Source organism: Aromatoleum toluolicum, assembly GCF_012911005.2.
Taxonomy (GTDB): domain Bacteria; phylum Pseudomonadota; class Gammaproteobacteria; order Burkholderiales; family Rhodocyclaceae; genus Aromatoleum; species Aromatoleum toluolicum.
Map to the genome: position 1 here is coordinate 23,874 of NZ_WTVS01000025.1, position 25,945 is coordinate 49,818.

At 64.7% G+C, this 25,945-nt stretch carries 26 protein-coding genes and 2 tRNA genes; 18 read left to right on the top strand and 10 right to left on the bottom strand.

Going from position 1 to position 25,945, the window contains the following annotated elements; genetic code table 11:
- Genes hslU through GPA27_RS13085 form a run of 3 tightly spaced genes read right to left on the bottom strand, consistent with a single transcriptional unit; the run spans position 1 to position 3,072 of the window.
- Positions 1 to 1,332 (bottom strand): ATP-dependent protease ATPase subunit HslU, encoded by a 1,332-nt coding sequence (gene hslU / locus GPA27_RS13075; RefSeq protein WP_169141066.1) that lies wholly within the window; start codon positions 1,330 to 1,332, stop codon positions 1 to 3.
- A complete protein-coding gene (gene hslV, locus GPA27_RS13080; RefSeq protein WP_169141067.1) occupies positions 1,320 to 1,868 on the bottom strand; it encodes an ATP-dependent protease subunit HslV in 549 nt (182 codons plus the stop codon). The genes hslU and hslV overlap by 13 nt, the downstream gene beginning before the upstream one ends.
- 37 nt (positions 1,869 to 1,905) lie before the next feature.
- Complete coding sequence (locus tag GPA27_RS13085; RefSeq protein ID WP_169141068.1) at positions 1,906 to 3,072, bottom strand: STAS domain-containing protein; 1,167 nt, start codon at positions 3,070 to 3,072, stop codon at positions 1,906 to 1,908.
- A 184-nt stretch (positions 3,073 to 3,256) separates the two neighbouring features.
- Between GPA27_RS13085 and ybgC the strand changes: the two genes are divergently transcribed.
- From ybgC to GPA27_RS13155, 14 genes are all read left to right on the top strand, one after another.
- On the top strand, positions 3,257 to 3,703 hold the full coding sequence (gene ybgC / locus GPA27_RS13090; RefSeq protein ID WP_269469652.1) for a tol-pal system-associated acyl-CoA thioesterase: 447 nt from the start codon (positions 3,257 to 3,259) through the stop codon (positions 3,701 to 3,703).
- On the top strand, positions 3,700 to 4,374 hold the full coding sequence (gene tolQ / locus GPA27_RS13095; protein ID WP_169141069.1) for a protein TolQ: 675 nt from the start codon (positions 3,700 to 3,702) through the stop codon (positions 4,372 to 4,374). The genes ybgC and tolQ overlap by 4 nt, the downstream gene beginning before the upstream one ends.
- 16 nt (positions 4,375 to 4,390) lie before the next feature.
- On the top strand, positions 4,391 to 4,801 hold the full coding sequence (gene tolR / locus GPA27_RS13100) for a protein TolR (protein ID WP_050417714.1): 411 nt from the start codon (positions 4,391 to 4,393) through the stop codon (positions 4,799 to 4,801).
- Entirely contained in the window at positions 4,798 to 5,661 is an 864-nt protein-coding gene (locus GPA27_RS13105; protein WP_169141070.1) for an energy transducer TonB, read from the top strand. Before tolR ends, GPA27_RS13105 begins: the two co-directional genes overlap by 4 nt.
- Positions 5,662 to 5,745: 84 nt before the next feature.
- The gene (gene tolB, locus GPA27_RS13110) at positions 5,746 to 7,038 is read left to right on the top strand and encodes a Tol-Pal system beta propeller repeat protein TolB (protein WP_169141071.1); all 1,293 of its coding nucleotides are present in this window, start codon (positions 5,746 to 5,748) and stop codon (positions 7,036 to 7,038) included.
- A 48-nt stretch (positions 7,039 to 7,086) separates the two neighbouring features.
- The gene (pal, locus tag GPA27_RS13115) at positions 7,087 to 7,626 is read left to right on the top strand and encodes a peptidoglycan-associated lipoprotein Pal (protein WP_169141072.1); all 540 of its coding nucleotides are present in this window, start codon (positions 7,087 to 7,089) and stop codon (positions 7,624 to 7,626) included.
- Positions 7,626 to 8,357, top strand: a complete 732-nt coding sequence (gene ybgF, locus GPA27_RS13120) for a tol-pal system protein YbgF (protein ID WP_169141073.1) — start codon at positions 7,626 to 7,628, stop codon at positions 8,355 to 8,357. Before pal ends, ybgF begins: the two co-directional genes overlap by 1 nt.
- Before the next feature lie 7 nt (positions 8,358 to 8,364).
- A complete protein-coding gene (gene queE / locus GPA27_RS13125) occupies positions 8,365 to 9,027 on the top strand; it encodes a 7-carboxy-7-deazaguanine synthase QueE (protein ID WP_169141074.1) in 663 nt (220 codons plus the stop codon).
- A gap of 52 nt (positions 9,028 to 9,079) precedes the next feature.
- Positions 9,080 to 9,763 (top strand): 7-cyano-7-deazaguanine synthase QueC, encoded by a 684-nt coding sequence (queC, locus tag GPA27_RS13130; RefSeq protein WP_169141075.1) that lies wholly within the window; start codon positions 9,080 to 9,082, stop codon positions 9,761 to 9,763.
- Between the two features lie 184 nt (positions 9,764 to 9,947).
- On the top strand, positions 9,948 to 11,747 hold the full coding sequence (locus GPA27_RS13135) for a sensor histidine kinase (protein WP_169141076.1): 1,800 nt from the start codon (positions 9,948 to 9,950) through the stop codon (positions 11,745 to 11,747).
- 20 nt (positions 11,748 to 11,767) lie between these two features.
- Positions 11,768 to 12,754: a response regulator gene (locus tag GPA27_RS13140; protein ID WP_169141077.1), complete on the top strand. Its 987-nt coding sequence runs from the start codon at positions 11,768 to 11,770 to the stop codon at positions 12,752 to 12,754.
- 68 nt (positions 12,755 to 12,822) lie between these two features.
- Positions 12,823 to 12,898 (top strand) — tRNA-Lys (locus GPA27_RS13145).
- A 40-nt stretch (positions 12,899 to 12,938) separates the two neighbouring features.
- Positions 12,939 to 13,014, top strand: a tRNA-Lys gene (locus GPA27_RS13150).
- A 617-nt stretch (positions 13,015 to 13,631) separates the two neighbouring features.
- Positions 13,632 to 14,147, top strand: coding sequence for a hypothetical protein (locus GPA27_RS13155; RefSeq protein WP_169141078.1), 516 nt, complete (start codon positions 13,632 to 13,634; stop codon positions 14,145 to 14,147).
- A 14-nt stretch (positions 14,148 to 14,161) separates the two neighbouring features.
- On the opposite strand, the gene GPA27_RS13160 is transcribed toward GPA27_RS13155, so the two are convergent.
- From GPA27_RS13160 to GPA27_RS13190, 7 genes are all read right to left on the bottom strand, one after another.
- Positions 14,162 to 14,698, bottom strand: coding sequence for a hypothetical protein (locus GPA27_RS13160; protein WP_169141079.1), 537 nt, complete (start codon positions 14,696 to 14,698; stop codon positions 14,162 to 14,164).
- A gap of 457 nt (positions 14,699 to 15,155) precedes the next feature.
- Positions 15,156 to 16,670 carry a YfjI family protein gene (locus GPA27_RS13165; protein ID WP_169141080.1) on the bottom strand — a complete coding sequence of 505 codons (1,515 nt, stop codon included), beginning with the start codon at positions 16,668 to 16,670 and terminating at the stop codon, positions 15,156 to 15,158.
- Between the two features lie 8 nt (positions 16,671 to 16,678).
- Positions 16,679 to 17,563 carry a toprim domain-containing protein gene (locus tag GPA27_RS13170; protein WP_169141081.1) on the bottom strand — a complete coding sequence of 295 codons (885 nt, stop codon included), beginning with the start codon at positions 17,561 to 17,563 and terminating at the stop codon, positions 16,679 to 16,681.
- Positions 17,560 to 17,973 (bottom strand): helix-turn-helix domain-containing protein, encoded by a 414-nt coding sequence (locus tag GPA27_RS13175; RefSeq protein WP_211164981.1) that lies wholly within the window; start codon positions 17,971 to 17,973, stop codon positions 17,560 to 17,562. The genes GPA27_RS13170 and GPA27_RS13175 overlap by 4 nt, the downstream gene beginning before the upstream one ends.
- A gap of 2 nt (positions 17,974 to 17,975) precedes the next feature.
- Entirely contained in the window at positions 17,976 to 18,203 is a 228-nt protein-coding gene (locus GPA27_RS13180) for a helix-turn-helix domain-containing protein (protein ID WP_169141083.1), read from the bottom strand.
- 128 nt (positions 18,204 to 18,331) lie between these two features.
- The gene (locus tag GPA27_RS13185) at positions 18,332 to 18,994 is read right to left on the bottom strand and encodes a hypothetical protein (RefSeq protein ID WP_169141084.1); all 663 of its coding nucleotides are present in this window, start codon (positions 18,992 to 18,994) and stop codon (positions 18,332 to 18,334) included.
- A gap of 108 nt (positions 18,995 to 19,102) precedes the next feature.
- Positions 19,103 to 20,311, bottom strand: a complete 1,209-nt coding sequence (locus GPA27_RS13190) for a tyrosine-type recombinase/integrase (protein WP_169141085.1) — start codon at positions 20,309 to 20,311, stop codon at positions 19,103 to 19,105.
- 348 nt (positions 20,312 to 20,659) lie between these two features.
- Here GPA27_RS13190 and GPA27_RS13195 point away from each other — a divergent pair, with 348 nt between their 5' ends.
- The 4 genes from GPA27_RS13195 (at position 20,660) to GPA27_RS13210 (ending at position 25,933) form a co-directional block, all read left to right on the top strand.
- Positions 20,660 to 22,321, top strand: coding sequence for a putative bifunctional diguanylate cyclase/phosphodiesterase (locus tag GPA27_RS13195; RefSeq protein WP_169141086.1), 1,662 nt, complete (start codon positions 20,660 to 20,662; stop codon positions 22,319 to 22,321).
- 185 nt (positions 22,322 to 22,506) lie between these two features.
- Entirely contained in the window at positions 22,507 to 24,147 is a 1,641-nt protein-coding gene (locus GPA27_RS13200; protein WP_169141087.1) for an acyl-CoA synthetase, read from the top strand.
- Between the two features lie 309 nt (positions 24,148 to 24,456).
- The gene (locus GPA27_RS13205; RefSeq protein WP_169141088.1) at positions 24,457 to 25,212 is read left to right on the top strand and encodes an ABC transporter ATP-binding protein; all 756 of its coding nucleotides are present in this window, start codon (positions 24,457 to 24,459) and stop codon (positions 25,210 to 25,212) included.
- Positions 25,205 to 25,933, top strand: a complete 729-nt coding sequence (locus tag GPA27_RS13210; protein WP_169141089.1) for an ABC transporter ATP-binding protein — start codon at positions 25,205 to 25,207, stop codon at positions 25,931 to 25,933. Before GPA27_RS13205 ends, GPA27_RS13210 begins: the two co-directional genes overlap by 8 nt.
- Positions 25,934 to 25,945 lie beyond the last annotated feature (12 nt).

Consider the following 25,945-nt stretch of genomic DNA (forward strand, 5'->3'; position numbering starts at 1 on the left):
TCATAGAACGTAGCGCGCGAGATCCTCGCGCTGGGCGAACACCTCGAGCCGCCCATCGACGTATGCCGCGTCGATCACCAGCTTGTCCACGCCGCTCTTGCCGGCCTCGAAGGAAATCTCCTCGAGCAACTTCTCCATCACCGTATAGAGGCGCCGCGCACCGATGTTCTCGGTCTTCTCATTTACCTGAAAGGCAATCTCGGCGAGGCGGCGGATGCCCGCGTCGGCGAACTCCAGCGTCACCCCCTCGGTCGCGAGCAAGGCCTGATACTGCCGCACGAGGCAGGCATCCGTCTGTGTGAGGATGCACACGAAATCCTCCACCGACAGGCTCTCGAGCTCGACCCGGATCGGGAAGCGCCCCTGCAGCTCGGGGATCAGATCGCTCGGTTTCGACAGATGGAACGCGCCGCTGGCGATGAACAGCACATGATCGGTCTTGATCATGCCGTACTTGGTCGACACCGTCGTGCCCTCGACCAGCGGCAGCAGGTCGCGCTGCACGCCCTGGCGCGACACATCGGCACCATGCACGTCCGAACGCGCGGCGATCTTGTCGATCTCGTCGAGGAACACGATGCCGTTCTGCTCCACGGCACGGATCGCGTCCGCCTTCACCTCCTCGTCGTTGATCAGGCGCACGGCTTCCTCGTCGGCAAGCGCCTTCAGCGCCTCACCGATCTTCATCTTGCGCAGCTTCTTCTTGCCGCCGCCGAGGTTCTGGAACATGCCCTGGATCTGCTGCGTGAGCTCCTCCATGCCCGGCGGCGCGAAGATCTCCGCCGTCATCGCCTGCGCGGCGACCTCGATCTCGATCTCCTTGTCGTCGAGTTCGCCCTCGCGCAGCTTCTTGCGGAATTTCTGCCGCGTCGCCGTGTCCTGCGGCTCCGGGTCGGCGGCGAAGCCGACCGGGCGCGCCGGCGGCAGCAGCGCGTCCAGCACGCGGTCCTCGGCCGCATCCATCGCACGGTCGCGCACCGTCTTCATCTCCCGCTCGCGCCCGTCCTTGATCGCGATCTCGACCAGATCGCGGATGATCGTCTCGACATCCCTGCCGACATAGCCCACTTCGGTGAACTTCGTCGCCTCGATCTTGATGAAGGGCGCGTTCGCCAGGCGCGCCAGGCGGCGCGCGATCTCTGTCTTGCCGACGCCGGTCGGTCCGATCATGAGGATATTCTTGGGCGTGATCTCGCTGCGCAGCGGCTCCTCGACCTGCGCGCGCCGCCAGCGGTTGCGCAGCGCAATCGCAACGGCCTTCTTCGCCTTGCCCTGTCCGACGATGTGCTTGTCGAGTTCGGAGACGATCTCCGGCGGGGTCATCTGCGCCATCCCTCGATCACCTCGATCACGTGGCTCTGATTGGTATAAATGCACAGATCGCCCGCGATCTGCAGTGACTTGCGGACGATTTCCTCGGGTGGAAGCTCGGTGTTTTCCAGCAACGCGCGCGCCGCCGACTGCGCATAGGCGCCACCGCTGCCGATCGCGACGATACCCAGCTCCGGCTCCAGCACGTCACCATTGCCGGTGATCACCAGCGAATTGTCGCGATCCGCGACCGCCAGCATCGCCTCCAGCCGCCGCAGCACGCGGTCCGAGCGCCAATCCTTGGCGAGCTCCACCGCGCTGCGCAGCAGGTTGCCCTGATGCTTCTCCAGCTTCGCCTCGAAGCGCTCGATCAGCGTGAAGGCGTCCGCCGTCCCGCCCGCGAAGCCCGCGAGGATCTTGCCCTGATAGATCGGCCGCACCTTGCGCGCCGTCGCCTTGATGACGATATTGCCCAGGGTGACCTGACCGTCACCCCCCAGCGCGACACGATTGCCGCGGCGCACCGATAGGATCGTGGTGCCGTGATACTGTTCCATTCGATTTTCCTCGAGTCCGAAAGGACGGCGAATCCGGTCAGCTGCGCAGCAGCACCACCGCGACCTGATCGACCCCCATCACCCGCAGCAATGCCGCGACCATCGCGTTCACATCGCGCAGCACGACCGTCTTACCCTGCGCCTGCAGGGTTGCAAGAATATTGAAAAGCGTGCCCGCGCTGACAAAATCGATGCGGCGCAACTGGCCGCAGTCGACCTCGACGCTCTGCAGGCCGGTCGCGTGCGCGGCGAGCTTGCGGATCTTCTCGACCGCCGCGCTGGTCAGCTCGCCGTCGAGCACGAAATCGTCGCTCGCGGGTGCGTCCAGATCGAGCGCAACCTCATGGACTGCCGTCGTCGAGGCTGCCTGGGCGACCCGCGCCTCCCAGGACGGCGGCGACTCCTCGAAGGTGATCGCGTAATCCACCGCGAGGTTCTCGAAACGCTCCTGCTCGCCGGTGTGCTGCAGCATTTCCAGCAGCAGCAGCCAGATGTCCCGCCCGTTAGGCTCGCCCGCACGCACCTGTCCGGCCAGCATCTCCGCGAGCTGGCCGCAGTTCAGCAGCGACACCTTCACGCGCTCCGCCGCGAGTTCGCGCAACACGTCGCGGAACAGCGTGCAGCCGTTCTCATCAACCGAGCGCAGGCGCCCGAGATCGATGCGGATCGCGCCGCTCTTCTTGCCGATGATGGCGATCTGCTGGAACTGCGCCGCGGCCTGGCCGGAAAGGCTGCCCGACATGCTCACCATCGGCGCCACCTTCGAGCGCGCATGCTCCGGCGCACTCGACAAATCCGTCCACGGCGGAGGCGACCGCTCAAAGCGCGTCGCGTAGTCGAGCACCCGCGCCTCGAAACGCTGGCGCTGCCCGGTCAGCCGGTACAGGTCGAGCAGCATCATCCACAGGCCCTCGCCTGTATGGCTCCCCTGCCCGTCGAGCACCGCATTGAGCGCCGCTTCCGCCTCCACCGTGTTGCCGTTGGCGTACAGCACGGCGGCTTCCTCGTAGGCGGCACCGATGCCCGCACCCATCTCCTGCACCTCGACCTGGCCTGCGCAATGCGCCAGGGCGTGCGTCGGGTCGCCGACCGAAAAATCCAGCTTGGACAGCTCGGGCGGCTCCGCCGGCGTCGCCGACGAAGGCGCGGTACCTGAGGGCTGCGTACCGGGAGCGGGCTTCTTGCCGAAGAATGGAAGAACCACGTTACGACCTGTGCAAACGGAAGATGAACTAGTCGGGGATGTGGAAGGATAGCATCTCGGACCCGCCTCTTGCGCCTCCTGCTGCGGCGCAATCGGACGCAAGGCCGAGCGCACCTTACCTTTTGCAAAACAGTCCGGACGCCGCGGGTGTAAAAGAAGGCGCGCCGTCAGCTAGAATGCTGCGATGCACACACCTCGCCCGTCGTCGATCTCCGGCGAAAATTGCGTATCTTCGCTGCCGGTCCGCGTCTACTACGAGGACACCGACGCCGCCGGAGTCATCTACTACGCCAACTACCTGCGCTACTGCGAGCGCGCGCGCACCGAATGGCTGCGCGCCGCGGGCTTCGAACAGCAGGCCCTGCTGACCGAACAGCGCCTCGGTTTCGTCGTCCGCTCCGTCGCCGGCGATTATCTGTCAGCCGGAATGCTCGATGATGCGTTACATGTCACGACGGGCGTCGAGACGCTCCGCGGCGCGAGCATGGTGTTCGTGCAGAAGGTGATGCGCGGCGACGAAGTCCTGTTCCGCGGCCGCTTCGTCATCGCCTGCGTCGACCTCGACAGGAAACGCCCGACCCCGCTCCCCGCAGACATGCGCCAAAAACTGGAAGAACTCGTAAAAGCATGACCGTCTCCCACGATCTCTCGATCATCAGCCTCATCGGCCAGGCCAGCGTCCTGGTCCAGCTCGTCATGGCCCTGCTCGCAGGCCTGTCGCTCCTCTCCTGGTACTGGATCTTCCGCAAGTCCTTCCAGATCCGCTCCGCCCGCAGCAAGACCAACGGCTTCGAACGCGACTTCTGGAGCGGCGGCGACCTCAACTCGCTGTTCCAGTCGGCCGCCGCCGCGCGCCACGAAACCGGCGGCATGGAGCGCATCTTCGAGTCCGGCTACCGCGAATTCACCAAGCTGCGCAGCAAGAGCCATGATCACGCGGCGGTCATCGACGGTGCGCGGCGCGCGATGCGCGCGACCTACCAGCGCGAGGTGGACGACCTCGAGGCACATCTCGCCTTCCTCGCCTCGGTCGGCTCGGTATCCCCGTACATCGGCCTGTTCGGCACCGTGTGGGGCATCATGAACGCCTTCCGCGGCCTGTCCAACGTCAGTTCCGCGACCCTCGCGAACGTCGCCCCGGGCATCGCCGAGGCGCTGGTCGCCACGGCGATCGGCCTCTTCGCCGCGATCCCCGCGGTGGTCGCCTACAACCGCTTCGCGCACGACATCGACCGCATCAGCATCCGCTTCGAGAGCTTCATGGAAGAATTCTCGAACATCCTGCAGCGCCAGTTGCGCTGAGCGGGAGGAAACACCGATGCGCCAGCGCCGCCTGATGAACCAGATCAACGTCGTGCCCTACATCGACGTGATGCTGGTGCTGCTCGTGATCTTCATGGTCACCGCGCCGATGATCCAGACCGGCAGCGTCGATCTCCCCACCGTGGGCGGAGTGCCGCAACCGCCGGCCGAAGCGATGGTGGTGTCCGTGAAGAAGGACGGCTCGCTGACCTTCAAGGTCACGAGCAACTCGACCGAGCAGAAGATGAGCAACACCGAACTGCTGCGCGAACTGCACAACGCGCTGCAGCGCAACCCGCAGCAACCGATCCTGGTCGCCGCGGACAAGCAGGTGTCGTATGAACGAGTGATGGACACGCTGGACAGCATCCGCAAGGCCGGCTTCCAGAAGGTCGGCCTCCAGACGAGCACCAGCAGCACCCGATGAAAGACACGCACCTTGACCTGCGGCGCGACGAGCCCGGCAAGTGGGCCTCGCTGGCGCTGACGGTCGTCGTTCACCTCGGCCTCGTCGCCTTCCTGATCTTCGGCATCCGCTGGCAGAGCAGTCCGCCCGCGGCGCTCGAGGTCGAACTCGTCGCCCCGCCCGCGGCCCAAGCGGTGCTGCCGCCGCCGGCGCCCGACCCCAAGCCGGAGCCGAAGCCCGAACCGAAACCGGAACCGAAACCGGAGCCGCCCAAACCCCAGCCCAAGCCGGAACCGAAGCCCGAGCCAAAACCGGCACCGAAGCCGGACATCGCGACCAAGGCGCCCGAGGTCAAGAAGCCGCCCAAGCCGGAACCGAAGCCGGAACCCAAACCGGAACCCAAACCGGAACCCAAACCCGAGCCGAAAAAGCCCGAGCCGAAGCCGGAACCGAAGAAACCCGAGCCCAAGCAGGTGACGCCGCCCAAGGACGATTACCTGGCGCAGAAGCTCGCCCAGGAAACGGCACAAACCCGCGCCCGCGCCGACCTCGAACGCACGATGCGCGAGGACGCGGCGCGTTCGTCGGCCGCGCGCACAAAGGGCGCCGTCGACGCCTACCGGAATGCGATCAGCACCAAGGTGCGCGGCAACCTGCTGCGCCCGCCCGGCCTGAGCGGCAACCCCGAGGCGGTGTTCGAGGTCGATCAGCTCCCCAGCGGCGAAGTGCTCGCGATCCGCCTCAAGCGCTCCTCGGGCGTCGCGGCGCTCGACGATGCGATCGAGCGCGCGATCCGGCGTTCGAGCCCGTTGCCGCTCCCCAAGGAGCCGGAGCTGTTCGAGCGTACCCTCGAACTGCGCTTCCGGCCGCTCGATGAATAAGGGAACCAATTCGAATCAGTTTCGATCTTTAAGCATCGCGTTCGACTCCATTCGTTATAATTCGCCTTTAGGCAAGCCCCAGCCATGAGAAAACTCCTCTCCGCATACCGCCTGCTCATCGCTGTCGCGCTGACCGTCGTCAGCGCCGTCGCGCACGCGCAGCTCTCGATCGAGATCACGGGCGCCGGCGCGAGCCGCTTCCCCGTAGCGATCCCCGTATTCGAAAACGAAGGCAGCCTGCCGCGCGGCGTCACCGACGTCGTGCGCGCCGACCTCGAGCGCAGCGGACTCTTCAGCCTCGTCGACATGGGTCTCGCCGCCTTCCCGGTCACGGCCGTTCCCGACATGGCCTCGATCCGCGGCCGCGGCGCGGATGCCGTGCTCACCGGCAGCGTCTTCCAGCAGGGCGACGGCCGCTACGAAGTGCGCTTCCGCCTCTTCGACACGCAGAAGCAGACCGAACTGGGCGGACTGTCGATGCGCATGGCCCCGGCGCAGAACCGCGCGATCGGCCACAAAATCGCCGATTTCGTTTACGAGAAGCTCACCGGCCAGCCCGGCTACTTCTCGACCCGCATCGCCTACGTGGTCAAGAGCGGCCCGACCGCTACGCCACGCTACGAACTGCAGATCGCCGACGCTGACGGCATGAACGCCGCGGCCGCGCTGGCCTCGCGCGAACCGATCATCTCGCCCGCGTGGGCGCCGGACGGCCAGCGTCTCGCCTATGTATCCTTCGAGGCGAAGAAGCCCGTCGTCTACGTGCACACCCTTGCCACCGGCCAGCGCCAGGTGGTCGCCAACTTCAAGGGCTCCAACTCCGCCCCGGCCTGGGCGCCCGACGGCCAGCGCCTCGCCGTCGTGCTCACGAAGGACGGCCAGTCGCAGCTCTACGTCCTCAATGCCGACGGCTCCGGCGTGCGCCGCCTCGCCACTTCCCCCGGCATCGACACCGAACCCGCATGGTCGCCCGACGGCGAGTGGATCTACTTCACTTCCGACCGCGGCGGCAGTCCGCAGATTTACCGCACATCCTCGAGCGGCGGCAGCGCCCAGCGCGTCAGCTTCGAAGGCAGCTACAACGTGACCCCGCGCCCTTCGGCCGACGGCACGAGCCTCGCCTTCATCACGCGCAACAACGGGCGCTTCCAGGTGGCCATCATGGACCTCGCCACCCGCCAGACCACGATCCTCACCGACTCGGCGCGTGACGAGTCGCCCAGCTTCGCGCCCAACGGCCGCATGATCCTCTACGCCACCGACAGCGGCGGCCGCGGAGTGCTTGCAGCAGTTTCGTCCGACGGCCGGGTGAAGCAGCGCCTGTCGGTGCAGGCCGCCGATGTTCGCGAGCCCTCCTGGGGCCCGCAGAGCCGGTAACTCCCTCCCGCACGCAACAACACTGTTCGACTAGATCAGGAAACCCCCATGAAAAAAGTGCTCGTCCCCGTCCTCCTTTCCACCCTTCTCGCCGCTTGCAGCAGCACCGGCACCTTCGACCAGCCCGCCGGCGGCGCCGCTGTCGATGAACGCAGCCAGGGCGCCGGCGCCGGCGCCGGCGTCGCCACCGTGACCGCCCCGAGCGCAGCGGGCTCCGGCATCGCCGCGCTGACCGACCCGAAGAACATCCTGTCCAAGCGCAGCGTGATGTTCGACTTCGACAGCTATGTCATCAACGACGAGTTCCGTCCGCTGGTCGAAGCGCACGCCAAGTTCCTCGTGCAGAACCCGACGATGAAGATGCTGATCCAGGGCAACGCCGACGAGCGCGGCAGCCGCGAATACAACCTCGCCCTCGGCCAGAAGCGTGCCGACGCCGTGCGCAAGGCACTGACCCTGCTCGGCGCCAAGGAATCGCAGATCGAATCCGTCAGCCTCGGCGAGGAAAAGCCGCGCTGCACCGAAGCGACGGAAGCCTGCTTCGCGCAGAACCGCCGCGGTGACATGCTCTACTCGGGCGAATTCTGATGAAGCGCCTCCTGCCGCTCGCGGTCGTTGCCGCTTTGTCGCACGTCGCGCCGTCCCAGGCGGCGCTGTTCGACGACGACGAGGCACGGCGCGCAATCACCAACTTGCGCACGGACATCACCCCCCGCATCGAACGGCTGGAGGCCAGCAGCCGCGGGCAGCTCGAACTGGCGAACCAGAACGAGCTGCTTCGCACCGAAGTATCGAAGCTCCAGGGACAACTCGAAGTCCTCCTGCACGAAATCGAATCGCTCAAGCAACGCCAGCGCGATTTCTACGTCGATCTCGACAACCGCGTGCGCAAGCTCGAAACCGCTCCCGTTGCGGCCGCACCCGAAGCCCCTGCACCCGATCCGGCAGCCGAGTCGCGCGACTACGAAGCCGCGCTGAACCTGCTCAAGGAAGGCAAGTACAAGGAAGCCCAGGCCGCCTTCGACCAGTTCATCAGGCGCTACCCGCGCAGCGGCGTGCAGCCCGGTGCGCATTTCTGGGCCGGCAATGCCGCCCTGCAGGCAAAGGAAGTCGCTGTCGCCAACAACTACTTCAAGAGCGTGCTGCAGAACTGGCCGAACGACCCCGTCGCGCCCGACGCCATGCTCGGCATCGCCAACTGCCAGCAAGCGCTGGGCGACACCAAGTCGTCGCAGGAAACGCTGAAGAAGCTCGTCGAGCGCTTCCCCGACAGTTCCGCAGGCAAGGCGGCCAAGCAGCGCCTCGCACGCAAGTCCTGAAGTCCGCATGAGCGTTTCCGCAACCGCCGGCCCCAGGCTGCGGATCACCGAGATATTCGCGTCGATCCAGGGCGAGTCGACGCGTGTCGGCCTGCCTACGGTATTCGTGCGCCTGACCGGCTGCCCCCTGCGCTGCAGCTGGTGCGACACCGAATACGCCTTCCAGGGCGGCGAAAGCCGCAGCATCGCCGAGGTGTGCGACGCGGTCGCCAGCCACGGCATCCGGAACGTGTGCGTCACCGGCGGCGAGCCGCTGGCGCAGAAATCCTGCCTCGCGCTGCTCGCGGCCCTGTGCGACGCCGGCTTCTCGGTATCGCTGGAGACCAGCGGCGCGCTCGACATCGCTGCGGTCGATCCGCGCGTGTCGCGCATCATGGACCTCAAGGCTCCCGGCTCGGGCGAGGTCTCGCGCAACCGCTGGGAAAACCTCGCCCACCTCACCGCACACGACGAGATCAAGATCGTCCTCGCCGACGAGGCCGATTACGCTTGGGCGAAGGCCCAGATCGCACTGCACGGCCTCGCCGGGCGCTGCACCGTCCTGCTGTCGCCGGTGCAGGGCAGCCTTGACCCCACGCCGCTCGCCGAGTGGATCGTGCGCGACCGCCTGCCGGTACGCTTCCAGCTGCAACTGCACAAGATCCTGTGGAACGACGCCCGGGGACGCTGAGCGCCCGCGTGCCGCGCCCTGCTGTTTTCGCCTCCCCCCGGAGCCCCCTGCCATGACCAACCATCCCGAGCGCGCCGTCATCCTTCTGTCCGGCGGACTGGATTCCGCCACCTGCCTCGCGATCGCGCGCGACATGGACTTCGAGACCTACGCACTGTCGGTCGCCTATGGCCAGCGCCATGCAGCGGAGCTCGACGCCGCGCGGCGCATCGCCGCCGCGCTCGGCGCGCGCGAGCACCGCGTCGCGAGCGTGCAGCTGGGCCAGTTCGGCGGCTCCGCCCTGACCGACGACAAGATCCCCGTTCCCGTCGAAGGCAGCACCGCCGGCATCCCCGTGACCTACGTCCCGGCGCGCAACACCGTGATGCTGTCGATTGCGCTGGCCTGGGCCGAGGTCCTCGGCGCGAACCACATCTTCGTCGGCGTGAATGCGGTCGACTATTCCGGCTACCCGGACTGCCGCCCCGAATTCATCGCAGCCTTCGAGACGATGGCGAACCTCGCCACCAAGGCCGGTGTCGAGGGAACGCGCCTCAGCATCCACGCACCGCTGATCGCCCTGTCGAAGGCCGACATCATCCGCCGCGGCAGCGCCCTCGGCGTCGATTACGGCCAGACCGTTTCCTGCTACCAGGCCGACGACGCGGGACATGCGTGCGGCGTGTGCGACGCCTGCCGCCTGCGCCGTGCCGGCTTCGAGGCGGCCGCGATCCCGGACCCCACGCCGTACGCTTAAGGGCAGAGCACGCGCCGCCCGCACCACTCCGCGATGACGGGCGGCCGATCCGCCAGGCCCGTCGGGACACGCAATTCGTAATAGACTCTCAGTCGAAGCCCTTTGACATAGGTCAGGCCTGTTTGCTGAAAGATTTCGTAACATCTTCAGATGTGACCTTGCGTCCTCGCGGGAGGCCTTTCCGATGCAGTTCCGTCTAGTCCGGTATTTCACGCTCGCCAGCCTTGGCATGTTCGCCTTGGTCGCGCTAAGCCTCATCTACTTCGAACGCCAGCAGGGCGATTTCTTCCGCCAGACCGGTGACGATCAGAGGACCTTCTTCGGCGAAGTGCAGCAATCCTTCGCCAAGCAGCAGGAAGGATCCGCGCGCCGTGACCTGCTGACGATTCACGAGGCGGGCAACGTCAACCTCACCCGCCTGTTCGCGAACGCCCTGTGGGAAAAGGACTTTGCTCCCTTCGTCGCCCAGGCGCAAACCATCGACGCCAAGGCCTGCCAGGCCATGGCCGACGTCACCGACGACAAGGGCAAGAAAGCGGCGCCGCCCGAGAAGAAGGCCTGCTTCGCCGAGATCGGCAAGCGCATCGCGGCCCTGCCCGACTTCAAGTCGATCGACGCGAAGGTGTTCGCATCGATGAAGAAGAGCACCGTGTTCAAGATCAAGGTGTTCGACCTGCGCGGGATCACCGTCTACTCGTCCGAACACGCACAGATGGGCGAAGACAAGAGCACCAACGAGGGCTGGCGCAGCGCGGCCTTCGACGGCGTGCCCAAGAGCGAACTCACCCACCGTGGCAAGTTCAGCGCCTTCGAGGGCGTCGTCGAGAACCGCGACCTGATCAGCAGCTACCTCCCCGTCCTCGACCCCGGCACCTCGCGCATCGTCGGCGTGTTCGAGGTGTATTCGGACGTGACGCCCTTCCTGAAGCAAATCCAGCAGACCTCGGAACAGATCCGTGCGACCGCGGCCAGCAACCAGCAGAAGCTCGAAGCTGCCGCAATTGAGAACCAGGCCGCCGTCGACGCGACCTCCTACCGCCAGTTCGCGACGATCGGCCTGCTGCTCGTGCTGCTCTTCGCCGCCCTGCTGGCGATCGTGCGCCGCGCCGACAAGATCATCCAGCAGCAGGAAGCCGACCGCGCCCACGCACACCAGCAGCTCGCGCAGTCCGAGAAGATGGCCTCGCTCGGCCAGATGGTCGCCGGGGTCGCGCACCAGCTCAACACCCCGCTCGCCTTCTCGCAGAACAACATCCTGATGGTCAAGGACGCGCTGCAGAGCATGGAACTGCCGATGAAGGTCGCCGGCAAGCTCTCGACCATCCTCGAGGACGTCGAGGGCGACAAGGTCACGATCAAGGTGTCGCAGCTCAAGGCGAACCTCGACAAGCTGCAGGAAGGCAATGTCGACGTCACCATGCTGCAGGAGATGCTCAAGGACGTCCTCGGCGGCATCGACCAGATGTCGGAGCTCGTCGTAAACCTGCGCGACTTCACCCGCCTCGACCGTGCCGCGACCACCAACGCGGATCTCAACAAGTCACTGCATACGGTCGCCTACATCGCGCAGACGGTGATTCCCAAGAACATCGAGCTCGTCGAGGACTACGGCGACCTGCCCGACGTCGAGTGCAACCCGTCGCAACTCAACCAGGTGTTCCTCAACCTCATCAACAACGCCGCGCAGGCGATCGACGGCCCCGGCCGCATCCGCATCCGCAGCGTGGCCGAGGGCGACCAGGTCCGCGTCGAAGTGCAGGACAACGGCCGCGGCATCCCCGACGACGTGCTGCCGCACATCTTCGACCTCTATTACACGACCAAACCCGCCGGCGAAGGCACCGGCCTCGGCCTCGCGATAGCGCGTAACATCGTCACCGAACACGGTGGCGACATCACCGTCAGCACGCGCATCGGCGTCGGAACGACCTTCACGGTCACACTGCCGGTACGCCAGCAGCCCCCGCTGGCCAAGGCCGCCTGACACAGGCAGGAGAAAGACACATGACACGATTGGCCGGCAAGGTCCTCTGCGTCGACGACGAACCGGGCATCGTCCGCTCCCTGCAATGGCTGTTGCAGAAGCAGTTCGAGGTGTTCACCGCAACCAGCGGCGCCGAAGCGCTCGAACTCGTCAAGCAGCACGACTTCGACGTCGTCATCAGCGACCAGCGCATGCCGACGATGACCGGCGTCGAGGTCCTGCGCGAAGTGAGGAAGCTCTCCCCGCGCACGATGCGCATCCTGCTCACCGGCTACTCGGACATGCAGGCGATCGTGCGTTCGGTGAATGAAAGCGAGGTGTTCCGCTTCATCAACAAGCCGTGGAACATCGCCGAACTTCCCAAGGTCGTCGCGCAGGCCATCACGATCGCCAAGACCCAGCCCGTCGAAGCTGCCGCGCCGGAGATTTCCGAGGACGCACCGATCATCGCGAACGGCGAACGCATCCTCGTCATCGACGACGACCCCGAGATGGGACGCGCCGTCTCCGACCTCGTCGGCAACAACGCGAAAGTGTCCTACACGCGCAACCTCGCCGACGCAGTGGGCATCCTCAACAGCGAGCAGGTATCGGTGATCGTCTCTGAAACCCGCGTCGGCACCATCGACGCGACACGGCTCGTGCGACTCATGAAGAGCCGGCACCCCGAGATCGTCACCGTCATGCTCACCGCCGAGAGCGACGCCGACACCATCACGACGCTGATCAACCAGGGCCAGATCTACCGCTTCGTCCCCAAGCCCATCCGCACCGGCTACCTGAAGCTCGTGCTGCAGTCCGCGCTGCGCAAGCACAATGCGCTGACGAGCGACCCGGCCCTGACCTTCCGCCACACCGTCGAGGCCACGTCGGCGGGCGCCATGGAGGCCCTGATTGCAGACGTCCAGCAGGCCGCACCGCATGCCGAAACGGCCGCAGCAGCCAAGAGCGGCGGCTTCATGGCCTCCCTCGGCGCCGGTTTCCGCCGCCTCTTCGGTGCCGGATGACGCAGTTTCTGTCACAATTGCTTGACGGACCTCGAACCGTTGCATAATATTCGGGTCCTTCTGCACGGGGGTCGTTAGCTCAGCTGGTAGAGCAGCGGACTTTTAATCCGTTGGTCGCAGGTTCGAATCCCGCACGGCCTACCACCTCACCGGTGGCGTTTCCGGCAGAAGATCAGCAGCACCCGGGGGTATAGCTCAGTTGGTAGAGCAGTTGACTCTTAATCAATTGGTCCTAGGTTCGAGTCCTAGTGCCCCCACCAAATAAAACAAGGGCTTGCAGCGATGCAAGCCCTTTGTCTTTTGGCTCGGGCTATCACCGGGCTAGCACGAAGAGGAAAACAAGCCCCTCGGTTTGGCGCGTACCCGAGTGCGTACCTGCTCCCTCAGAAGACTCCCCCGCTTTCCGTGGTAACCACTTTGGAAACTAGCGGTGATCGGCTTCCAACCTTCCTCGTTTGATTCCGTCGTAGACGGGAAAATTTTCTGCGCGTGCGATACCGCGCGGTTTCCACGTCCGCGCCTTCGAGACTTTTGGCCCGCCCCCGGCTGCTACTCGATCTCGCGCCGCTGTAGGTCTTGCTCGCGCAGCGCCCGTGCCACCTCCCGTAGCATCTCACGCTGACCGCCCTTATAGGCGTTGAGCGATACAGTCGCCTTGCCGTCCGCTGTTCGCGGCCCCGTCGAGTGTTCCCACGGTCTCCATTGACGGATCATTACCGCTTGTCGCGCCCGCCGTTCCGAAGTCCAACTACTCGCCATCCTCGTCGCCTCTTCCGGCATTGACGCAGATCAGACCTATATATGCCGCTTGAGTTCATCATAACCCGCAGTAGGTCGCACGCGGTCCATATGGCTTTGCCAAGATAGGGAGCGAAACATGCATAAGCAGCTCTTTTCAATGCTTGTCTCAGTTGCAGCCTTGGGGTTTTGCGCTGGAGCAGTTAGTGCAGACACAGGGCGGTTCGGCGACTGGGTAGTAGTTCCTGCGACTGACGGGAGCGGGGACACCATCGCAGGAACGTTCGCCGACGGAAACAGCAAATACCTCGGTGTCCGCTGTTTTGCCGCAACAAGTCAATGCCTGCACGTTCTGGTGACGGGTTCGCGGTGCGTGAACGAAAATTCGTACCCGCTCCTACTCAACGGCTCAACAGGCGCGGCATCAATCGAAGGCGTCTGTAGCCTAAACGGTGGCAGGCATGAGTTATTGCTGACCCCTTTCGACAAGGTACGCACCGCCATTAACGGTACTGGAGTCATAGGAATAGCTGTACCGATGGAGTCCGGCGCATTCAGCGCGATTCGCTTCAGTCTGACAGGCAGCACAAGGGCTTTGGAATATGGGGAAAAGACCTTAGGCGCGCCGAAGAAGGCCGGATCAGCGACCTTCTAACCTTGTCAGTTGCCTCACTTCGGGAGGACCGCTTCCGCGAGAACAGGTGAGTCGTTCAATAGTTTGTTCGGCTCACTTTCGATTTCTCCCGCGCGGGGCGGTGCAGTCATGCCGTTGTTGATCTGCTGCGGTCCGGTCGTCACGTTCGCCTGCTTGGCGATTACCAGCGGCGGGTTCTTCATCGTCGCCAGGGTTTCGAGCGTTGCCCGGCACTGGCTTTGCGCCCTCAGTGCCAGCTTCAAATACGCTTCGGTCGCTGACAAGTGCTTGCCCATGTTAAGTGCGGCCCGGTTCGCCAAGCCGGTGAACATGGCCTGCAGCGCAACGGCCTGTCCCATCAGCATTCGTTCGGGCTCGCGCATATCTCCGTCCGCAGTCGCGTCGATTTTCTCGCCCATCACGGCGATAAGGCTCGACGGGTCGACGTCTCCCAGAACGTCGGTGAACCTAAACCCGGCAAGCGCCCCCATCGCATCGGCCCGCGTTGCCACGTCCGCCAGCTTTCGCTTCTCCGCCTCCGCATCGAGTGCTGTCGATCGCTTTTTCGTCATGTCCTTGCCTCGAAGTGTTTGCACCCCGCGCCGTCGTCATGAGGTAGGCGGTGCAGGGGATGGTGTTCGCCGTAGGCTGGCGGAAGGTGGGCGGGCTCTCCGCAGTACCCTTCCGCCATCCCAGGTTTTTTCAGGTGCCGACAGAATCGGCAGCACCGCGTCGCAATCGGCTTGATACTCTCGATCGGCGCGTGAGGTTGCGCCGCGATAGCCTCGGGATGCGCCGCCAATGCCTCGCCGTGTGTCGCTGGTGGTGCGAATAGGACCGTAAGCGGGTCGCGGTCGGCAAAGTGCAGCAGCCATGCCCTCGCGGTCGTTTCCTTGGAAGCCTCTGCGACAGCGACAGTTGCGACTCCTGCGACAGTCCGCGCCTCTTGCTCGTGATGTGTCGCAACTGTCGCAAGTGTCGCTGTCGCAACAGCGCTGCGCCGGCTCTTGTGGATCAGGCCGGATAGCGTCATCGCGGGATCGCCAGCGCCGGATTGATCGCAATCAGCTTGCGCTTGCCTTCCAGTACCAGCCGCGCACGATCGAGCTCTTCGAGCGCCGCTAGCGCCTCGCTCATCGCCGCCTTCTCACGCACGGGCCCCAAGCGCTGCGCCTCCCTGGTCGGGATCATGGCCGTATGGTTGCGCCTGCAATGTTCGATCAGCCACGCATCGAGCCGTGCCGCGCTCGCCATTTCGGCGGGCAGCGCGAGTTCGCCAAAAAAGCGCCGCGACTCCGACAGGTGCCACGCTACGATGCACGTTGCCGAATCCAGCGAATCCAGCCCGATCGCGCCACCCGCGCCCTGCTCGAAGACATGGAAGAGCGCCGCCAGCCGTGCAGCGTTGTCGGCAATTTTCGAGGCCACGTCGCGCACCTCGTGGAGTTCGCCGCCGCGTGCGAGTTCGCGCTCGATCGCGTTGTGAAACTCGACCCATGCCGCCTTGGCGTCCGGTGCCAGTGCCAATACAGGCGGTTCCAGCCCGCCCCATTCCTGTAGCGGTGAGGGTTGCGCCAGAATCGAAGCGATGCGCCGATTGAATGCCGCAAGGTGAGGCCATGTCGCAGGCGCTTCTCTGAACAGTCGAAAGCCTTGGGTCGATTCCGGCCACGCGATCAGGAACCGCGCCAGAAAGCCCGTCCCGCGCGCGAGGGTGCCCGACTTGGCGAAGAACTCGCGCAGGGTCGCCTCCTGCACCTGTAACGCGATCGTCAGCCGTGCGCCGCGTGCGGTCCATGATTCGACGGTGCGACGCTCGCTCGATACGGTTGCGCCGTCCCATAGCTGATTCAGCAGCGCCATGTTCCGCATGGCCGAATCCTTGCCCATGCCGTGCGCCCCGAGTACCGCCCCCGCCTCGCTCGATACGATGCCCGCCGACGGCCAGATCCTCGCCACCTGATAGCCCAGCGCCTCGGGTGTCACGTCGCCATAGATCAGCCTCGGGACACGTGGCGGCTCGGGTTTCTCGTGCTCAAGGTCACGCAAGCGCATTTCGTCGTCGGCGGTCGATTTCTTCGCCTTCGCCAACTGCCGCATGTTGTCCTTGATACCCGCCCGCTTCGTTTCCCATGCCGCCAGCGCCGCCGCGTAGTCCTTCAGCGGCCCTTTGGCGGCTTCGGCCTGCTGCGCCTCATACTCGCGTATCGCTGCGCCAAAAAAGCCGTCACAGGTCGATTTACGCTCGCCGCTGTCGGCAATGGTCAGCAGGAAGAGCCCGACAGGCCCTTGCAGCTTTTCACTGCGCTTCACGTCGATATGCGCCTGCAGCGCCAGCGACAGCGCCGCCAGTGCGGACGATGCCACCAAAGGCAAGGGGGCCTGCACGAATCCCGCGACCTCTTCGACTGCCGCGCGGATCGTTTTCGGCAGCACGTCGAACGGGTAGGGCTCGCGCTCGATCGTCGCGGCCAATGGTTGCGGTTCCGGCCATTCGTCAGCCGGAACGGTTGCCCGGTCGATCAACTGGTTCAGGTCCAGCACATTTCCCATCATTGCGCCGCCCCCTTCCTGCGAAGCGCCGCCAGGTCGTTGTAGTCGGAACCGTCTGCACCTTCGGGGAACTCGGGCACAATCAGCCGTGCGCCCGTCGCCTTCGCTGCCTCGGTTGCCTTCGTCACCCCTGGATTGCCCGGTGTGTGGCGGTCGTTGTCTGCGCAGATCACCAGTTCTGCTCCCGGCCATGCGGTGCGCGCAGCCATCGCCACCGGCGGCAGGTTGCCCGCGTTCATCGCGCATAGGACCGGATGCCCGGACTCCTCGTGCAGGGTTGCGCCCGTCGCCCAGCCCTCGCAGATCAGGAGCCGCGCCACGTTCGCCAGCTCGCCAATGGGCGAAAACAGGCCGCCAGCCCTTCCGGTGCGGAACCGCTTGCTGCCATTCGCCTGGATGCGCTGCACGTTCCACAAGAGCCCGTATGCGTCATATAAGGGCACGATCAGCGCGTGTCTGATCTGTCGCAGGTTGTGCGGTTTCACCGCCTTGGCGACTAGATACGGGTGCGCTGGATTGGCAGGATGTGCGCGCACCCATTCCGCCCGCGCATCGTTCGCCCGCGCCTCGTGTTCGGCCCGCCGTTCCGCGTCAGCCTTGGCGCGCGCCGCTCTCACCAGTTCGGCAAAGGCTTCGCGCTCCGCATAACTCAGGCGTGAGCTCGTCGCGGCCCATGTCGAACGTAGGCTCATCTTCCAGTGCCCGAATGCGCCCGCCGCGCGCCCGTCCTGGTGCAGGATGTAATATCCGTTCTTGCGCCCGCGCTTGTCGCCCTCCATGTGGAAGCGATGCAGTTGCCCGTCGGCATGGATCACCGCTGGCGGAATGATGCCCGCCCCGCGCATGGCGTCGCGGAAGGCTTCGATGGTGTCGCTCGTCATCATCGCAGCACCCCGGCCAGCAGCAGGCCCGCGACTGCGAGCAGCACCAGCAGCGCGAGCAGTTCGGGCCGGATGCACCCGTTCATGCGCCGCGGTGCGAACGCCCTGAGGATGTAGCGCGCCACCCGATGAAGCGTGCCTGCCTCTGTCGGTTCGCGCGTCCAGTGCGTTGCGATGTCTGCGCCCGAGTCGCGCAGCTCCAGCACACGTTGCGCGGGATGCATCACGTCGAGAAAGCGCCGTGCCTCCAGGGTCGAAAGCGGCCCCGACAGCAAAGCCGCTAGAATGCGCTGGCGTTGCGACTCGGTTCCGTTGCCAGGATAATCATCGGAAATCTGTTGCAGCAAAGCCTTGCGGCTCGCACCGTCGCCACGGTCGCGGGCCGTTTTCTTGTTGTCCGTCGTGGCGCGCACCCTTAAGCCGTTGCGCCAGTGTCGCGGGTGCGCTTGTCCAGCCATGCGAGCAGATCCGCACGGCGGTATCGGACTTTGCGCCCGATCTTCAGGAACGGCAGGTTGTAACGCCCGGTTGAGCGCCACACGGACAGGGTGCCCGGAGCAACGTCGAGCAGCGCCGCCGCTGCGTGGTCGTCGAGCAGTTCAGCGCCTGCCGCGATCAGGTCTTGCAGATTGTGGATTGTCATGATTTGCCCTCGTCGAATGCCGCTTGGGTGCGGCGCTGTGGGCAAATCTAGGGAACGGGTGCGGCGCTGAATATGCCATCAGGCCGCGAGCCGTAGCGGCATAGCGGCTTGACGTATCGGTCTAGCCGCTAGCCCGCATTATCTTTCGAGGCGTTGCGCAGCCAGTCGTAAATAGTTCGTTGTGCGTTGAATGGGGAAAGGTTCGCCCCGATAGTCTTTCCGTGCGCGACCACTTCATCTCTGAGTTCATGCGCCGCTGCATTTGGTGACGACCAAGTGCGGGCACGAAACTTCGCTACAGCCCACTGTTCAAGTTCGCGCATGGCTGCGTGCCGCTTCTCGCCACCAGTTTGTCCCCGTCTCGTTGCCTCGACCTTGATGACAAGACCTCTTGTGTAGTTGTCGGACTCGTAAACTACAAGCCCGCTGCGCAGGTCGTCCATCAGGGAATAAAACCACTCAGCGTAATCCGCAGCCTTTTCAAACTGTTTGCGCCGATGCGATCGGAGGGCAGCTTCGGCGTAGATGCCTCCTAGGAAAATAATAATTGCATAATATTCGCCAACTTCAAGTGGTCGCAGTTCGGAAAAATCGAGTACCCGATTGATAGGGTCCCACGCGCGGCGAATCGGATGATCATAGCCCTTTACTGTCGCATTACGATAATCGTAGAGCTCTTTCACTAGTGCACGTGCATCATATTCGTCGCACGTAAGCACTCCTTGCGCTTGATGGGCGTTGATCTTGAACGTTTCGAGCAATCTGCCGAAGAATATGGTGAAGGTGTCCATCCCGCGCCCCTTTGCGCTAGCCCTTGAAAGGGTGCCGCGCCAGCCGGGCAAGGGAACCCGGTTTTCCTCCCGTCGGAGTAGGCGCGGCAAAACTCAGGTTCTTTCAGGTCAAGCAGCGGTGTTCTTCTTCGTCGGCAGCGGCAGTACGTCCGCACCGTGTTTCAGCCCTGCGGCCTCCAGCATGGCCGATGTTGCCGTGTTGATGCTCTGGCGCACCGGGTCCAGTTCCAGCCGGGCATAGATCGCGGTCGCTTGCTGGCTCTTGTGGTTCAGGCTCTTGCCGATGATTGCCATGCTCGCCCCGGTCATCGCCTGCCAGCTCCCCAGAGTCCGCCGCAAGTCATGGATGCGGAGATTTGCCAGCCCTGCACGCTTCAAGATGCCTTGCCATGCCTTTTTCGGCTCCACCAAGTGCCCGGTCCTTCCATCTCCCGGGAACACGAAAGGCGAGCCGCTGGCGGCTTCCTTGCGTGCTTGCAGAACCGCAACTGCCTCGGGACTGAGCGCGACATTCTGCGGCGTGCCGTTCTTTGTCATGGCAATGCGCCAGATAGCGCGCTCCACATCCACATCGGCCCAGCGCATCGCGCAGAGGTTCGCACGGCGTGCACCTGTCAGCAGCGCCAGCAGGAAAAAGTCACGTTGCGAACTCTCGGCAATCGCCTCGAACAGCCTTGGGAGCTCGTCAGCACCGGCAAAGCGGTCGCGGGACGGTTCGGCATAACCTCGCACACCTGCCGCCGGGTTCTCGCCCGAGTACATCCGCCGATCGAGCGCATAGGCGTACAGGGAAGAGACCAGCGCCCGCGCCCTATTCGCCATGAAGGGAGTTTCCGCGCCGACCTTGCGATGTAGGTTCGCAATGCGCTCATGTCCAACCGCAGATAGCTTCAGGGGCATGATCTTCGACAGCGGACCTTGTGCGATCAGGCGATAGCCCTTCTTCGTGCTCTCCGCCAGCGGGGTGCCGTCCTTCTTCCGCTTGTGCTTCAGGTAGTCGTCGAAGACTTCCAGTAGCGTCGGCTCGCCCCGGTAGGCGCGTCGCGCCTCGGCAGGGTTCGCGCCGCTCGCAAACTCCGCCAGCACGTCGAGCGCCGCATTCCGCGCCTGCTCCACCGTCATGTCAGGGAAAGCGCCCAGCTTCACCCAGGCCATTGAGCCGCCTGCCCGCTTCACGACGTAGAAAGTGCGAGCGCCGGTAGCGGTAACCCGCACTGCCAGCTTCTTCACTTCGGTGTCGTACAGCGTCTTGCGCTTACCTGCTTCGGGCAACTCCAACCCTTGCAGAACCGTCTTCGTGAATTTCAGGCTGTCCATATACGCACCTTTCATCGCTCGGGCTATCACCGGGCTAGCACGGACTAGCAAATTTGGGGAAATTCGGTGCTAGCCCGTTAAGGTCAGTATGGCCCAACAACGTTGCTGTGTATAGGATAGATAAGATTGCGTAATCACTGCACGAATCTCGACCCAAAGACTCTTAATCAATTGGTCCTAGGTTCGAGTCCTAGTGCCCCCACCAGATACTGAAAAGGCCAGCTCCCGCAGCTGGCCTTTTTGCTTTCTGCAACGTCGACGCCCCCTGCGATGCAGGCATATGACGTTAAGCAACTCCACTCTCCGTCGCCTTCGGCATAATGTCCGGATGTGCACGAGAGGCGGATCATGACGGCCATTCAGGACTCCGGGCAACTTGCCCACATCGTCTTCCAGAACGCGGCGGAAGGCATCGCGATCACCGATCCCCAGGGGCGCATCCTGGCGGTCAATGCCGCATTCACCGCGCTGACCGGGTACCCCGCCGGCGACGTCGTCGGCAAGACCCCGGCGCTCCTGCGCTCCGGGCGCCACGGGCGGGAGTTCTACGCGCGCATGTGGCTCGCCCTGCGCGACGAAGGACGCTGGCAGGGCGAGATCTGGAACCGCCGCAAAGGCGGCGAGATCTACCCGGAGTGGCTGTCGATCAGTACCGTGCGGAATGAGGCGGGCGAGGTCCTCCACTACGTCGGCGTATTCACCGACATCTCCCACATCATGGCGGAGCAGGTAAAGCTGCGCGACCTTGCTTACCACGACCCGCTTACCCGCCTGCCGAACCGCATGCTGCTGCGCGACCGCTTCGAGCAGGCCGCGCGGCGCAGCCTGCGTGACGCGCATCAGCTGGCGGTACTGATGGTCGAGGTGGCACCGCAGGGCAAGGTGCCGCACGACCCGTTCCTCGTCGCCGCGTCGGAGCGGCTGGCGACGCACCTGCGTGAAACAGACACGTTCGCGCGCTACGGCGAGAACGAATTCCTGGTGTTGATCGAAGGCATCAACGGCCCGCGCGATGCGAGCGTGACCGCCGACCAGTTGCTCAAGGCGCTCGAGAAACCGCTGTCAGTGGACGGCCTCGACGTTTACGCCACCGCGAACATCGGCATCAGCCTGTATCCGATGGACGGCTACACCTTGGACGACCTCGCAACCGCGGCCGATGCGGCGATGCTGCAGGCGCGCAGCCGCGACCGTCACGGCTTCCGCTTCTACTCCGCAGAAATGACGGCCTTCGCCACCGAACGCGCGGCGATCGAACGCCAGTTGCGCAGCGCCATCGCCGACGGCGCGCTGGAACTTCACTTCCAGCCGCAGTTCGACGTCTCGGGCAACGCGGTGGTGGGCGTCGAGGCGCTGGTACGGTGGACCGATCCGCAAATCGGCGTGGTCGACCCGGACCGCTTCGTGCCGATCGCCGAGGATAACGGCCTCATCCATCCGCTCGGCGAATGGGTGATGCGCAAGGCCTTCACGCAGTTCGTCTCGTGGCAGGCGGCAGGAATCGCCCCGCCGGCGCTGTCGCTGAACATTTCGGCACGCCAGCTCGAACGCATCGACTTCGTCGACAGCGTCGCAGCACTCGTCGCCGAGACGGGCATTTCGCCGCGCTCGCTGGAGTTCGAGTTCCGCGAGTCGGTGCTGTCGGACGTCGCCTATGTCGTCCCCGCCCTCGAGGCCCTCGACCGGATGGGAATCCGCTTGTCGATCGACGGTTTCGGCACGGGGTTCTCGCCGCTCGGCAACCTCAAGACACTGCCGATCTCGAAGCTCAACATCGACCGCAGCTTCGTGAGCGGCATCGGCAGCAACCAGGGCAACGACACCATCGTGCGCACCGTGCTGGGCGTCGCGCGCACGCTGGGGCTGCGCGTGATCGCCGAAGGGGTGGAGACAGAGGACCAGGCCGTATTCCTGCGCAATGAGGGATGCGACGAGTTCCAGGGGCACCTCTACGGGCAGGCGGTGTGCGGGGAAGACTTCGTACGCCGTTTCGCGCGACCGCGAACCTGAGGACTTTGGCGCCGCGTCCGTGCCGGAATCGCCCATTCCGGGCCGGAAGCGTTTGGTGCGGTTAGCGGATTTGGGTACATTTGCGCCCATCCGCTTCAGGACTCCCACGGCCGGCAACGGCCGCCTATCCCGACAGGCGCCGGCGACGGCGTCATCGATCAACTACTCCAATAAAGAGGAAAATCGTGTCGAACAGTCCATATGATCAAGGTTTGGGCAAGAACGCCGCGAACTACGTGCCGCTCTCGCCCCTGAGTTACCTCGCGCGCTCAGCCTATGTGTACCCGCAGCGGACGTCCGTGGTGCACGGCGACCGCAGCTTCACCTGGGCACAGACCTACGAACGCTGCCGCCGCCTCGCCAGCGCGCTGGTGCAGAAGGGCGTCGGACGGGGCGATACGGTCGCCGTGATGCTGCCCAACGTGCCGTCCATGTACGAAGCGCATTTCGGCGTACCGATGACCGGCGCGGTCCTGAACACGCTGAACACGCGCCTCGATCCGGAAGCGATCGCGTTCATGCTCGCGCACGGCGAAGCCAAGGTGCTGATCACCGACCCCGAGTTCGCGGCCACGATCCGCCGCGCGCTGGAGTTGCTCGAGGGACCCAAGCCGCTGGTCATCGACTCGCTGGATGCGGAGTACCCCAGCACCGACCGCTGCGGCGAGATCGAGTATGAGGACTTCATTGCCGGCGGCGACCCGGAATACGCATGGAAGTTGCCGCAGGACGAGTGGGACGCGATCGCGCTGAACTACACGTCGGGCACGACCGGCAACCCCAAGGGCGTCGTCTACCACCACCGCGGCGCCTACCTGAACGCGGCCTCGAACATCATCAGCTGGGGCATGCCGCAGCATGCGGTCTATCTGTGGACCCTGCCGATGTTCCACTGCAACGGCTGGTGCTTCCCGTGGACGATGGCGGCCAATGCCGGCGTCAACGTGTGCCTGCGCAAGGTCGACGTCGCGCTGATCTGCGAGCTGATCCGCAAGCACAAGGTCAGCCACTTCTGCGGCGCGCCGATCGTGCATGGCATGCTGATCAACGCGCCCGAGGGCATGCGCGCGGGCATCGAGCACAAGGTGTCGGCGCTGATCGCCGGCGCCGCGCCCCCGGCCGCGATCATCGAAGGCATGGAGCGCATCGGTTTCGACATCACGCACGTTTACGGCCTGACCGAGACCTACGGCCCGGCGTCGGTGTGCGCGAAGCACCCCGAGTGGGACGACCTGCCGATCGCCAGCCGCGCCGAGCGCAACGGCCGCCAGGGTGTGTGCTACCACATGCAGGAAGCGATCACGGTACTCAATCCGGAGACAATGGAACCGGTGCCGGCCGACGGCGAGACGATGGGCGAACTCATGTTCCGCGGCAACCTCGTCATGAAGGGCTACCTGAAGAACGAGAAGGCAAGCGACGAAGCCTTCGCAGGCGGCTGGTTCCACACCGGCGACCTGGGCGTGATGCAGCCGGACGGCTACGTCAAGATCAAGGACCGCTCCAAGGACGTGATCATCTCGGGCGGCGAGAACATCTCGTCGCTGGAGGTCGAGGACGTGCTGTATCGCCACCCGGCGGTGATGACGGCGGCGGTGGTGGCGAAGCCCGATCCGAAGTGGGGCGAGGTGCCGGCGGCCTACATCGAGGTCAAGGAAGGCGTCGCGGTGACGGCCGAGGACATCATCGCGCACTGCCGCGAACATCTCGCGCGCTACAAGGTGCCGAAGTTCGTCGAGTTCTGCGTGCTGCCCAAGACTTCGACCGGCAAGATCCAGAAGTTCGTGCTGCGCGAGCAGGCGAAGTCCGCCTCCGCGATCGAGTAACGCGCGACTGCCGGACCGCGTCCGGGAAGGCCGCCGTTGCGCAAGCGACGGCGGCTTTTTTGTTCCTGCGACGCCGGCAGATCGAGCAACCATGCGGGTTCACCCCTAGGCCGAATGCATTGACGCACCGAATGCTCGGGTGTTAACTTGTCCCGACCGTGATCAAAGATACATATCGATGAAACACTGATTCTTATAATCAGCTGGTCGCCCGCGGCAGGTGAACCCCGGGCACGTGTTTCAACCGGCACCCCGCTGCCGGCGCAGTTCAGCTTCGACCCACAGAGAGAGGCAGGATTGGCAGACGCGATGAGCACGGATTACATCCTTCAAACCACCGAGCTCACGAAGGAGTTCAAGGGGTTCGTCGCGGTCGACAAGGTCAACCTGCAGGTCCAGCGGGGCACCATCCATGCCCTGATCGGCCCCAACGGCGCGGGCAAGACGACCGTCTTCAACCTGCTGACGAAGTTCCTCACGCCCACGCGCGGCACGATCCGCTTCAACGGCATCGACATCACGCCCGAGAAGTCCGCGCAGATCGCGCGCCGCGGCATCGTGCGCTCGTTCCAGATCTCGGCGGTGTTTCCGCATCTGTCGGTGCTCGAGAACGTGCGCGTCGCGCTGCAGCGCAAGCTCGGCACGAGCTTCCACTTCTGGCGTTCCGCAAGGAGCCTCGACCTGCTCAACGGGCGCGCGATGGAACTGCTCGAAGCCGTCGACCTGCAGTCCTTCGCCGACTCGGTGACGGTGGAGCTGCCCTACGGGCGCAAGCGCGCACTGGAGATCGCGACGACGCTCGCGCTCGAACCCGAACTGATGCTGCTCGACGAGCCGACGCAGGGCATGGGCCACGAGGACGTCGGGCGCGTGGCCGACCTCATCAAGCGTGTCGCGGCGAACCGCACGGTGCTGATGGTCGAACACAACCTCGGCGTGGTCTCGCACATCTGCGACACGATCACCGTCCTGCAGCGCGGCGCCGTGCTCGCCGAAGGGCCTTATGAAGTCGTCTCGGCCGATCCGCGCGTGCTGGAGGCCTACATGGGTACCGCACATGGCTAAGGCGAGCGCATTCACGCCCGACTCGGAGATGCTGCGCGTGCACGACCTGCACGCATTCTATGGCGAATCGCACATCCTGCACGGCATCGACTTCCAGGTGAACCGCGGCGAGCTGGTGACGCTCTTGGGGCGCAACGGCGCTGGCCGCACGACCACGCTGAAGGCCATTCTGGGGCTGGTCGGCAAGCGCAGCGGCTCGATCATGATCAACGGTCGCCAGGTCATCGACCTGCCGACGCATCGCATCGCGCACCTGGGCATCGGCTACTGCCCCGAGGAGCGCGGCATCTACGCGAGCCTGACGACCGAGGAGAACCTGCTGCTGCCGCCCGCGGTGAACAGTACCGGGATGTCGCTCGACGAGATCTATGAAATGTTCCCGAACCTCAAGGAGCGGCGCAACAGCCCGGGCAGCCGGCTGTCGGGCGGCGAACAGCAGATGCTGGCGATGGCGCGCATCCTGCGCACCGGCGCGCGCCTGCTGCTGCTCGACGAGATCACCGAGGGCCTCGCGCCCGTGATCGTGCAGGCCCTGGGCCGCGTCATCGCGCAGCTCAAGGAGAAGGGCCTGACCATCATCCTGGTCGAACAGAACTTCCGCTTTGCGGCGCCGCTCGCGGACCGCCACTACGTCATCGAACATGGTCGCATCGTCGAGATGGTGAGCAAGGACGAGCTCGAGTCGAAGATGCCCGTGCTGCAAAAACTGCTGGGCGTTTGAGCCCCGGCAAAC